The organism is Bacillus sp. SIMBA_074 (assembly GCF_046534555.1).
Taxonomy (GTDB): Bacteria; Bacillota; Bacilli; order Bacillales; family Bacillaceae_G; genus Bacillus_A; species Bacillus_A mycoides.
Map to the genome: position 1 here is coordinate 1 of NZ_JAWRYM010000004.1, position 12505 is coordinate 12505.

At 35.0% G+C, this 12505-nt stretch carries 11 protein-coding genes; 6 read left to right on the plus strand and 5 right to left on the minus strand.

From position 1 onward, the window contains the following. A partial coding sequence (locus SB773_RS06600; protein ID WP_410589096.1) for an LPXTG cell wall anchor domain-containing protein occupies positions 1-471 on the plus strand: 471 nt, incomplete at its 5' end. A 247-nt stretch (positions 472-718) separates the two neighbouring features. On the opposite strand, the gene SB773_RS06605 is transcribed toward SB773_RS06600, so the two are convergent. Then, a complete protein-coding gene (locus SB773_RS06605; protein ID WP_137076415.1) occupies positions 719-1324 on the minus strand; it encodes a DedA family protein in 606 nt (201 codons plus the stop codon). A 199-nt stretch (positions 1325-1523) separates the two neighbouring features. Beyond that, positions 1524-2156 (minus strand): GNAT family N-acetyltransferase, encoded by a 633-nt coding sequence (locus SB773_RS06610; RefSeq protein WP_002125531.1) that lies wholly within the window; start codon positions 2154-2156, stop codon positions 1524-1526. A gap of 79 nt (positions 2157-2235) precedes the next feature. On the opposite strand from SB773_RS06610, the gene SB773_RS06615 reads away from it, so the two are divergent. Beyond that, on the plus strand, positions 2236-3084 hold the full coding sequence (locus SB773_RS06615; protein ID WP_410589099.1) for a MerR family transcriptional regulator: 849 nt from the start codon (positions 2236-2238) through the stop codon (positions 3082-3084). Between the two features lie 143 nt (positions 3085-3227). Here the strand turns inward: SB773_RS06615 and SB773_RS06620 are convergent, their stop codons facing one another. Continuing rightward, entirely contained in the window at positions 3228-3698 is a 471-nt protein-coding gene (locus SB773_RS06620; RefSeq protein ID WP_002010927.1) for a hypothetical protein, read from the minus strand. Between the two features lie 233 nt (positions 3699-3931). Here SB773_RS06620 and SB773_RS06625 point away from each other — a divergent pair, with 233 nt between their 5' ends. Continuing rightward, complete coding sequence (locus SB773_RS06625; RefSeq protein ID WP_410589101.1) at positions 3932-5410, plus strand: SulP family inorganic anion transporter; 1479 nt, start codon at positions 3932-3934, stop codon at positions 5408-5410. A 234-nt stretch (positions 5411-5644) separates the two neighbouring features. Beyond that, positions 5645-6016: a hypothetical protein gene (locus SB773_RS06630; RefSeq protein WP_002125538.1), complete on the plus strand. Its 372-nt coding sequence runs from the start codon at positions 5645-5647 to the stop codon at positions 6014-6016. A 70-nt stretch (positions 6017-6086) separates the two neighbouring features. On the opposite strand, the gene SB773_RS06635 is transcribed toward SB773_RS06630, so the two are convergent. Continuing rightward, on the minus strand, positions 6087-6968 hold the full coding sequence (locus tag SB773_RS06635; RefSeq protein WP_410589104.1) for an accessory Sec system S-layer assembly protein: 882 nt from the start codon (positions 6966-6968) through the stop codon (positions 6087-6089). 11 nt (positions 6969-6979) lie between these two features. Continuing rightward, the gene (secA2, locus tag SB773_RS06640; protein ID WP_410589106.1) at positions 6980-9349 is read right to left on the minus strand and encodes an accessory Sec system translocase SecA2; all 2370 of its coding nucleotides are present in this window, start codon (positions 9347-9349) and stop codon (positions 6980-6982) included. Between the two features lie 269 nt (positions 9350-9618). On the opposite strand from secA2, the gene SB773_RS06645 reads away from it, so the two are divergent. Beyond that, the gene (locus SB773_RS06645) at positions 9619-11139 is read left to right on the plus strand and encodes a putative polysaccharide biosynthesis protein (protein WP_410589108.1); all 1521 of its coding nucleotides are present in this window, start codon (positions 9619-9621) and stop codon (positions 11137-11139) included. 165 nt (positions 11140-11304) lie between these two features. Next, positions 11305-12405, plus strand: a complete 1101-nt coding sequence (gene csaB, locus SB773_RS06650) for a polysaccharide pyruvyl transferase CsaB (protein ID WP_410589110.1) — start codon at positions 11305-11307, stop codon at positions 12403-12405. Positions 12406-12505 lie beyond the last annotated feature (100 nt).

Below are 12505 nucleotides of genomic sequence, written 5' to 3' on the forward strand. Positions count from 1 at the left end.
GAAGAAGAAAATAAAGAAGAAACAACAGAAGAAATAGAAGAGTCATTAAAACCGGAAACACCAAAGGTGACAGAGGAACCAAATGTATTAGAGAAGCCAGAGGTAACAGACAAACCGGAGATCTTAGTAACACCAGAGGAAGAAGAAAATAAAGAAGAAACAACAGAAGAAATAGAAGAGTCATTAAAACCGGAAACACCAAAGGTGACAGAGGAACCAAATGTATTAGAGAAACCAGAGGTAACAGACAAACCGGAAACACCAAAGGTACAAGATGTACAAGATAAAGTAGAAGTACAAAGTAAACAAGATGTACAAAATAAATCTGAAGTACCAACTAGTAAAGAAAATAATAAGCAATCAAAATTACTTCCTCAAACAGGGGGAGCATCAACTGAAGCTACTTCTATTATTGCAGGTATGTTCGCATTAATTTTTGGAGCGATGTTGTTTAGACGTAAAAAAAATTAATGAGCCTGAGAGTTAGTTCGGAAACAATATGTATGTAAAAAAGCGGAGACTATGGGTCTCCGCTTTTTTTATCCCGCATTAACGGGCAGTAAGACTCCCACCTCGAAAATCGGCGAATGTGAGGAAGTTAGGTGGGAGATAACTGCCCGTAAACCCCCCACTGATTAAAGTTTTACTTTATTATTTGCGTAATCAGCTAAGCTGGATAATGTTTATGGATGAACGATTTTAATAACATGCTGCACGTTTAATTTAGATTTTTTATAAACACATGCTTTATTTTTTTGCGAAATCGAGTGATTAGCGTAATGATAATAATACCGAAGATAATTTTCCAAATGTGTTGTTCAAGTACGATGAATATATCTTCTAAGTTTTCCCCTAACCAGTAACCACCGATTAAGAAGAATGATACCCAAAATAGGGCACCTGAATAAATTGTCATCGCAAAGCGGCGAAACGGTAAGTTGATAATTCCTGCAAAGTATCCTGTAAAGTGGCGGACGCCTGGAATGAAAAAGGCGATAAAGATTAGAAAATATCCGTATTTATCAAACCACATTTTCGTTAAATTAATTTTTCGTTCTGTTAAAAATACATATTTCCCGTATTTCTGAATGAAAGGCATGCCAAGTTTATTTCCTAAAAAGTATTGGAATGTCATACCTACGCTTGTCCCAATAAAGGATAAAATAATTAAAATTGGTAAACTTAAATCACCTTGATGTGATAAAAATCCTGCATAGGCTAATGTTGGCTCTCCTGGAAACGGAAGAGCAATATATTCTAAAAGTAATCCAATAAGTACTACATAATACCCATATTGCTGAAATAATTCGTGAATCCATTCCATGTTGTGCGCTCCTTTTTAAATTGAAGTTGTTACACATCTTCCTCTTTTTCACACTAATCGAACTGAAACAATAGTAGTAGAAGAGTTTGGCTGGAGGATTTAAGCTAGTATGATTTTTTGACAACCACTCGTGAGTGATATCATACTTAATATAGCTCTTTGCTAATTAGCAAAGAGCATTGAAGTGTAAATGTTACTATTAGTTAAAGTTATAGCGGTACAAAAATATGTTGAAATCTTCTTCTTTTGGTCCAAAATTAACTGCTTTTTCTTGTATACGTTGGAAGTTTTGTCTGTCATAAAATTCATAGTTGCATTCATTATCTGTATATAAATATAAAGATGTCACTTCTTCTTTTTTCATGTATTGGAATAAGTGATTTAATAAAGATTTCCCAACTCCAAGACCTCTAGATTCTTCGGATACGATGAATAATTGTATACAGCCTTGAAAATGATCTTCTTTTCCTTGAATTAGTTCTTTATATGTTTTTTGAACTTTTATAAATGCTTTTAAAAACTCTCTATTCTCTTTATTCGTCATGAATAGTTTCAGCGTGTTAAAGGCAAAGCTAACAGTATTATGGAATCTCTTTAAACGGTTTTTATCTTTTTCGGAATCGCCTAAAATGACACCGATAATTTTATTATCTTTTTCAGCTACCTTACTAAAGGAGCTTCCTAAAATGCAACTGTGTAGGTAGAAGTTTAATATTGAATTTAAAAATTTTTTATCTGTAATGAATTCATTAAATCCAAATGCCTCACCAATTAAATGTTTTATAGGCTCATAGTCTTCTTTGACAAGATTTCTATATTTTACTGTGTTCATAATTGTATACTCCCTTTATTAATGTAAATGACTTATTATAAATAGTAATGTCTCCTCTAAGGGGAGAGTCAATAGTTGCATGCGAAAAAATAAAAAGGAAGAGATTCAGGTGAAAACATTATTTTCTATTGGAGAAGTTGCAAAAATAAAGGATATTACGATAAAAGCGTTAAGGTACTATCATAAGATGGGAATTCTTATTCCAAAATATATTGATGAGTCAACAGGATATAGATATTATTCTATAGATCAATTCATTCACATTGATATTATAAAAAGCTGTAGAGAGTTGAATACCAGTATAGTAGAACTTCAAGAGATTTTTAAGGAATGTGATATGGATAAATTGCTGCAATTTTTACAATTAAAGAGAGAGGAAGCGGAAGAGCATATAAAGAAAATGGAAGAGGTAATGGAAACGATTGATGACTTACATGCGAAAGTAGGGAGTTCGCGGGAAATATTAAAGAGTGATGAAATCTCTATTGAATTTTTTGAACAGCGTTATGTCGTTGTTGCGCCTTGTAAAGAAGTAGGAAGTTTACAGGAGTTACTGTATTATTCCGATTTAGAGAAGATCGTGCAAGATTATGAAGAGAAAATGGCAATGGAAATGGGGATTCTCTACAATGTAAATGAAAATTGGGATGTAGAGCCGAAGTATGTTTTTAATAAAGTACAAGACCATGTACATATGGAAGAGATGCAAAATATAAAAGTATTACCGGGCGGGAAATATGTAACATTAGCGTATAGTAAAGAAAATGAGGAAGAACGTCGAAATACCATAATTAAATACATAAAAGAAAATAATATAGAAGTGGAGAGTTTTATTGAAGTGGAGTTAGTTAGTGATATTTTTAATACGGAGACGTATAGTTGTCAAATTCAAATTTTTATAGGGGATAGTGAGAATAAGAAGTTTTGATGCCATAATTTAATGGATGGAACTGTTCCAAAAGCCTAATTCCTAAATATATCGACTTAACTGCAAAATACGACAATAATAACCTGCCTATTAATAAGAGAGGCCGTCCCAAAAAACTTTTGGGACGGCCTCATTGGATCGTATTATTTACGTGAGAAACCTTCTTCATCAAGGTATTCCGCAGCTTCTGGATAAGAGTTGAATGTACCGTCTAAGTTTACGCCAGCGTAAACGTTCCACATGTCATCCTCTTGAATAAGAGTTAGGATATGTCCGTCTTCGTTACGCCATTCTTCTTCGGCAGCAGGTTCCATTGGTGCTACAATTTCCTCTTGCTCCTGTGATAGACGTTCAATTACTTTTTCAATTAATGAACGCAGTTCTTCTTCTGAAAACTCGCGGATGTTAATCATGCCTTTATCATCTGTTCTATAACCTTTAATGAAGTTTGCATATACAAATCCGTTTCCATTTGGGTGTAAATGATATACAACGTTCTTTTTATCTAAACGACTTTCTTCAAAGTGAAAGTTTACGCGTTTTAATGATACGTTCTTTCTTTCTAATTCCGGGAAAGATTCAATAATTGATAATTTTTCTTCAAAAGTTAGCATAGTGCCTCCAAGTATATAGTAAAAGATTTAATTTGTTCATTATAGCATAGTCAAGTTTGTTTCCAAAGGTAGATTCGTCATATTGCTGTTTTTTAGTTTGACTTGGGAAGGCCATTTGTAAATGTAGACGCTTACTTCACGAGACTGTAAAGAGTTTTTTATAAATACGCTAACGAATGATTTGTTTTAGATGTACAATGGAACGTGGACTTTATACGAAGGTGGTTATTTATATGTTTCAAAAAATAGCAAAGGAATGTTTAGCAGGCTTTACTGTTGCGATTGTTGCCTTGCCGCTAGCGATTGCATTTGGTATTGCTGCAACGGGAACGTCTGAGGGAGCACTTGTCGGATTGTATGGTGCAATTTTTGCAGGTTTGTTTGCGGCGTTATTTGGCGGTACACCGGGGCAAGTAACGGGTCCTACTGGGCCGATTACAGTAATTGCAACGGGCGTTATTGCAACTCACGGATTAGAAGCAAGTTTTATTGCATTTATGATGGCAGGGTTATTTCAAATTTTATTTGGTGTATGTAAGCTCGGCTCTTACGTTCGTTACATTCCGTATCCTGTTGTTTCAGGGTTTATGAATGGGATTGCACTGATTATTATTTTAGGTGAAATGAAGCACGTACAAAATAGCTTTCTGCTTGTGTTATTAACGATCATTGTAATGATTGTTTCTGGAAAATGGATTAAGGCCATTCCATCAAGTTTAGTAGCATTAGTAGGTGTTACAGTAACGTTGCCGTTATTTTCTTCTATGCTACAAGGAATTACGGTAAACTTACCAGTTGTAGGAACTCTTTCTTTAAATAAGATGATTGAAAAAATAGGTGCAATTCCAGAGGCGATGCCATCTCTTCACGTACCGAATTTAGACGCAAATGGCATGTTAGCACTTGTATTACCAGCACTTAGTATTGCTTTACTAGGATCAATTGACTCGTTATTAACGTCTGTCGTAATGGATAATGTGACGGGGACACGTCATAAAAGTAATAAAGAGTTAATCGGACAAGGTATTGGCAATATTGCGAGTGGTTTGTTCGGTGGATTAGCAGGAGCAGGTGCAACTGTTAGATCTATCGTCAATATAAGAAGCGGGGGGAAGACGGCACTGTCGGCTTGTATGCATAGTGTCATATTATTTATTTTCATTATGGGACTCGGTTCAGTGGTACAATATATTCCGCTTGCTGTATTATCAGGTATTTTAATTTTAACTGGCATCGGGATGTTTGATTGGGAAAGCATGAAGAAAGCACATGTAGCACCAAGAGGTGATGTGATTGTTATGTTCGTGACGATGGTTGTGACAGTGAAATTCGATTTAATGGTTGCTGTTGCGTTTGGCATTATTCTTTCCTTCATTATATACATGGTGAAGTGTAAAGAACGTAAAGCTTCTATTATAAAAGAAAAAGAAGCGACGTATACGATTCAGGGACCACTTTCATTTCTATCAGTAGATCGTATTTTTGCTTCTTTACAAGATGTGAAGTCACCAGTTAGTTTGCGTATGAAAGGTGTACATTATATGGATGTATCAGGAGCTATGGCCTTATTAAACTTTGTTGAGCAATCGGATAAAGCAGGAGTGCGTGTGACACTTGAACATGTACATCCGCATGTTGAAAAGACGATAGTAATGATGGCGAATGATGAGCAAAAAGAGAAGCTGCAGTTTTTAAAAGTTAAGGCAATATAACAATAAGAACCTTCACATGAATTGCGTTATAGAGTGTGAAGGTTCTTGTTATTTGTATATGTGCTTACTATGTATAAAATCATTATATCTAAATGTTATACGTCTGTTGACAATTGGTTTTCTACACAGTATAGTAACATCTTAGATTAGCAATGTGCTATTATAAGAAGGTATATGAATTTTGAGATTCCTTTATATTCAGAAGGAAGAGCTTTAAGCTGGAGGGAATATTTGATGTACAAACAGTTACCACATGGAGTGAAGATCGGGATTACACGATCAATTGTTGTTTCTTTTGAGAGATATATGAAAGAAATTGAATGGAATGAAGAAAAATTTGATATGCAGCAATTTGTTGAACAGTGGAAACAATATTTATACACAAAATCAACTTGGATTAATAAAGTAGATGACGAGTTGAAAGGACATCCAGATTTCCATCAAGCATTAGCGATGAAAGTAAATGAAAAAATTAATGAGCTTATTAGTGAGCAGCCGAGCGAAGAACAATTAGAGCTGTTAAACAAGAGCGAAGTAAAGCATGTAGATGAAATGTGTAAACTAGAAGCTGAGTATCATATTGAACGTTTATTAGTAACGAAGTAGATTTTACATAAAAAATAGAGCCTATCCTAAAGGTGTGATGACCATCTTTTAGGATAGGCTTTTTTGTATATTAGTCTTGTGGTACAAATGCTTTCCAGCTAGATAAATCCATATTTTGTTTCAAGATGGATGAAGCAGGGAAAACAAATGACCACGGTTTTGTAGTATTCGCTTTAATTTCAAGATTCGGTAACGTGAAAGCACCTTTAACAACGACTTCTCCAGAAGCATCTTCAATATGAAGAGGAAGTTGTTCTAGTTGAATGTTATCTTTACAGCCGTTACGAATTAGAAGTGTTGTATGTAAATCACCGTTCTCTTTCAGTGCGGCTTGTAAACCTAGGAAGTTAATTTCACCTTCATTTGGAGGTGTTAAATTGTCTACAAAATTACGTAAAGCATCTTTGCTTGCTTCAGGTAACTGAGATTCCCAAGATGGATCTAAATCTAGTTGATGCTTACTTTCAAGTTCGAAAGCTAATTCCCAATCTGATTGAGATAGTTCAGCTTCCGTTATTGTTTCTTGCTCAAATGTAAATACGAAAGGCATATTCACGTTTTCAGGAATATCGCCAAGTGCAGATAGGTTAAATGTTTTACGTGCGCACAGCTTTTTATCTTTGTTTAATAGAAGTAATGTAACTTCTTCGAAAGAAATTGGTTTTGGGACACTGCTGCGAATGAATGCAGCTACATCGTATGCGCCATCACGTTCTTCAATTTCAATTCCTGATAAAGAAATTTGATATTCTTGTAAACGTGGTAATTCTTTATGTAAAAATTGATAAATGTATTTTTGTTCTTGTGCTACGTCACCCCAGCTAGGATGGAAGTAAAGAACTGGCTTTACCGTTTTATTTTGAGAAGTAGTTTCTTCTTGTCCAAATAATTGATTACTAGAAACAGTAGTATCTTTTCCTTTTTTCTTTGCCTTTTTCAGGAATGATAACATAAATTTTCACCTCATGATTGTACGTTTTCTGGAACTGCTAAATGTCTCGCGATATATCGGCACATTTCTTTTTCAAAATTACCGTAAGTGTATAAGAAAATATCCAAACCTTCTTTTTGGTAAAGGCGAGTTGGATCTTCTTGTTGATATTGTCTTAAGCCAATACCTTCTTTCAAGTGAGTCATTGCATCTAAGTGATTTACCCAGTTTTGATCTAGGAAGTGTAAACCAACGTAGCGCAGTGATTGTTGTAAATCCGCATGGTCATTTAATTCTTGTACACGTTCGATATAGCTAGAAATTGTATCTTTTAAAACGATTTGTAAATCCTCAGGCGAATGTACGTCGTTCGCAGATAATGGCGGCAAAGTTTCAACCGCTAAAACTTCTTTAATAGATGCTGTTAAACTAGTGAAATCCCATTCTTCAGGAAGCATTCCTTCGAAAAGGTGCTGCTTAGCAATTGCATCCACAGAGTGTTCAATCATTGGAATAACAAGTTCTATCATATTTGTTTCTTCTTTTAGAAGGTTGTTACGTAGTGTGTATATAACATTACGTTGATCATTAATTACGTCATCTAATTTTAAATTATATTCACGCATTGAGAAATGACCACCTTCACAAATTAATTGTGTACGGTTAATGAAATCATGAACTTTAGATGTATTAATAAGCCCCGTTTTGTCAGGTTTCAGTGATTTCTCCAGCTTCTCTACTTCTTCATGAGCAAAGCGCTTTAGCATCTCATCTTCTAAAGATAGGAAAAATTGAGAGCTTCCCGGATCACCTTGGCGACCAGCTCGTCCTTTAAGCTGGTTATCAACGCGGCGAGATTCATGACGTTCTGTTCCAATTACATGTAATCCACCAAGGGCGTGGACACCTTCACCTAGTAAAATATCAGTACCTCGGCCTGCCATATTGGTAGCGATTGTAATTTGACCTTTTTGCCCGGCAGTTGCAATTAAGTCTGCTTCTTGCTCTGCACTTTTAGCGTTTAATAATTGATACTTTATGTTTGCTTCATCTAAATAACGAGCAACAGTTTCAGATTGCAAGATAGACATCGTCCCAATTAAAATAGGGCGTCCTTGCTTATGCTGTTTTAGAACTTCTTCACGCACAGCTTTATATTTATCATCAGCTGTTACATATACTACGTCATTTTTATCTTCACGAAGAATAGGACGGTTCGTTGGAATTGGAATAACTTCCATATTGTATACACGGTTGAATTCTTTTTCTTCCGTTTTTGCGGTACCTGTCATACCTGATAATGCCGGATACATACGGAAGAAGTTTTGAATTGTAATAGAAGCTTGTGTTTGGTTTTCTTCTGTAATTTCTAAACCTTCTTTTGCTTCTAGTGCTTGATGTAAGCCGTCACTTAAAGAGCGACCATCCATAACACGTCCTGTGAAAATATCTACAAGTAGTATTTTTTCATCATGCACAATATAGTCAACGTCAAGCTGGAAAGCGACATTGGCACGTAATGATTGAATCATATAATGGTATAGAGTTTGATGCTCTAAATCATATAAGTTATCGATGTCAAATAAATCTTCTATTTTTGTAATACCGTCTTCTGTAAAACTAGCTGATTTCGATTCTGCATCGTATGTATAGTGAAGGGTATCTTGGAATGATTTAATAACTTTTGCACATAAATAATGCAAATCAGAGCTACCTGATTTCTTCCCGGCAATGATAAGTGGCGTTTTCGCCTCATCAATTAAAACGCTATCAATCTCATCGATAATAGCAAAGTGATAGGGGCGCTGAACTTGATCATTTTGTGAAGCAGCCATATTATCGCGAAGATAGTCAAAGCCAAACTCTGTTCCAATACCGTATGTAATATCAGCTTTGTACGCAAGTTTCTTTTCAGAAGGATCGATTTGAGGAATATTTAATCCAACTTGTAAGCCTAGAAATTCATGGACTTGGCCAATTAACTCTTTATCACGCTTCGCTAAGTAATCGTTTACAGTAATAACATGAACGCCTTTTCCTTCAAGGGCACGTACATATGTTGGGAGAGAGGAAACTAATGTTTTCCCTTCACCAGTTGGCATCTCCGCAATATTACCTTCTAGTAATACAAGTCCTCCGATTAACTGCACATCGTAATGGCGTAATCCAAGCACACGTTTTGCGGCTTCGCGTACAACAGCGAATGCTTCTACTTTTATGTCATCAACTGTTTTACCATCCGTAAGCATACTTTTGAATGTGACAGTTTTGTGACGTAATTCTTCGTCAGGTAAATCAGCCATTTTTTTTTCCAAATCATTAATATCTTGAACGAGTTGTTCATATTTTTTTAGCTTTCTTTTTTGAGAATCTCCTAACAATTTCTTTACCGAATTCAGCATGTTGTAAACACTCCTCTTACTGACAATAGCTACATTATAGCACATGTTTATCTTGAACAAGTAGAAGTAGTAAATTGAAGAAAATACTGGATAAAAAAACATATATATGGCACATATTATATTTAAAACATAAAAAGAAAGAGAGTATTCAATATATAAGAAATTTGGTATGATAACTAAATGAGATAAAGTGATGATTCTCAAGTTGAATGAATAATATGGATTTAATATTTTATGTAGATTATATATTGAAAGAAAAGAGATAGAAGATGAATAAAAAGTTTGTAAAAGGCGCTGCGATTTTAACCGTTACAACGTTTATATCGAAAGTAGTGGGGAGTTTTTTTCAAATTCCATTGCAAAATATAGCAGGGGATGAAGTACTTGGAATTTTTCGCCTTGTTTTTCCTGTATATATGATAGCCTTAACTTTATCAGTAGCGGGAGTCCCGCTAGCAATATCCCAGTTAATAGCTGATCTTCATGAAAAGAATGATCGTGACGGAATAGCTAAATTATTTACGTCCGCATCTATTATCGGTGTTATATTTGGGGTGCTCGGATTTTTAATTATTATCATTGGATCGAGTGGCATTGCAAATATGCTTGGTGGGCAAGAGACGAGGCTAGCATTAATTGTTACTTCGTTTGCTTTATTAATCGCACCGTATATGGCAGTGTACCGTGGATATTTCCAAGGGTTCGGAGATATGATACCTACTGGTGTATCACAAGTAATTGAACAGTTGATACGCGTATTCTTTATGCTAACAATAGCCTATATATTTGTATATTGGAATAAAGGTAGTGATATCATAACTGGCGGAGCGATGATCGGTTCTTGTTTTGGTGTTATTACGTCACTCATATATTTGCGAATGAAATATGTGAAAAGCACGTATCGCTATAAGAGCGAAACATATTCATTACAAGATTTTAAGACAAACGCGAAAAACATACTCCGTGTTTCAATTCCAATTGCAATCGGAGCGTTATCGATGCCTGTTTTAAATTTAGTTGATTCTGTAACAATTCCACATGTGCTACATGAATCTTCTACAACTATTCAGGAACAATTTGGTATATATAGCCGTGGTTTTGCATTTACGCAATTAATTGTTGTATTTGCAAGTGCGATAGTATTTCCGTTAATTCCATTATTAACAGCTGCTTTAACAAAAAAAGATATTGCTTTAGCTAAACTGACAGTAAAACGTACAAATGAATTTGCGCACGTTTTAACAATGCCGATAACGATATGGCTTATGGCGCTTGCAGTACCGCTTAATGTTGCATTATTTACAGATACAAAAGGAAGTGGCATGTTAGCTATTTTAATTGGTAGCTCGTATTTCACATCACTTATGGTATTATCAATAGGAATCTTGCAAGGGATTAATCGTTCGATGCAAGCAGCATGGATTGTCATCGGTGTAAGTTTTGTAAAAATTGTATTAAATATAGCGCTAGTAAACCAATTCGGTATAAATGGAGCAGCGTATAGTACTCTAATTATTTATATAATGATTTGTATCGCAAATCATATTTATATTAGAAAAGATCTTTCCTATCCAATAGCTATAGGGAAATTTTTGGCTGTGATTGGAGTATCTAGTATTTTAGGTATAGCATTATACTTTGGGTCTACATTAATCAATGTGACAGATTCCAGGATTTTAGCAATGGTATATAGCGCTGTGGCGCTAAGTATAGCTTCAGTGTTATATGGCATATGTGCATTGAAACTAAACTGGATATCGAAAGAACAAATTCCATTTTTACGTAAATAAAATCGTTGATTATAGAAAATGAACAATATTATACATGGGTATGACTTGTTAGATGTTTGTGAAAGAAATCAATTTGAAGTTATCAAACCTTTCTCGGCAAGGAATGGATAACAATTTGTTTAATTACAAAAAGAGTTGATTGCGAAATGTTGGAGGAGATTAAGAGTGCGGTTAGTTTTATCAGGATATTATGGTTTTTATAATGTTGGGGACGAAGCAATTTTGCAATCAATTATTAAAGCGCTACATGAAGAGGATCCTACTCTTGAGCTTGTTGTACTTTCAAATGACCCCGACTATACAAGAAAAATGTACGGTGTAGAAGCAGTAAACCGATGGGATATAAGAGCGATTTACCGAGAAATAAAGAGAAGTAATGGTTTAATTAGCGGAGGCGGAAGTCTCTTACAAGATAAGACGAGTATTAAGAGTATTTTATACTATACGGGTATTATGCGGCTTGCCCGTTTTTTGAAAAAGCCGTATTATATTTACGCCCAAGGAATCGGACCTATTACGAAGAAGCAAAATCGTTTATTAGTGAAATGGCATGTATCAAAGGCTGAATATATATCAGTACGTGATGAAGACTCTTTTTTGTACTTAAAAGAAATTGGTATTAAGAAAGACATCGAACTTGTTCCAGATCCAGTATTAGCTTGTCAGCCAGAAGAAAAGAAATCCGATTGGCTTCAAAAACATGCGCTGCAAGGAAAGGTCGTTGCGGTTAGTGTAAGGTACTGGGATGCAAAAGAAGATTATATGAAGAAGTTAGCAGATACGCTGAAAAAGCTTAAGCAAGAGGGATATCATATTTTATTTGTACCGATGCATGGACCATTTGATCAAAATGCATCAAGGGATATCATTAATTTGATGGGAGAAGAAGCGCACATGCTCCCTTATAAAATGGATATTCATGAGAAAATCTCTATTTTATCAGAATGCTCTCTTTTAATAGGAATGAGACTGCATGCTCTTATATTATCGGCAGTTGCAAACACGCCTATGGTTGGAATTTCGTATGATCCAAAGATCGATTCGTTTTTACAACAAGTAAATCAGCCGATTATTGGGAATGTGGATGGAGACTGGACGACAGAAACATTACATAGTATGGCGATTAAGCAATTAGAGCAGACAGAATATGTACAGGAAATGTTAGGACAAAGGGTAGAGGAATTGCGAGAGCAAATTTCCATAGCGTCCAAATATATTATTAATGACTTGCATGCAAAAGAGTCTATAAAAAGAGGAATGGAATAGAGGCCATTCCTCTTTTTATTCAATAATTGAGTAGAAAGAAGAACAGGGATCACCTGTTCTTTTTTGCTATGTAAGTAAGAATTTGAAAGAGAAGCGTATT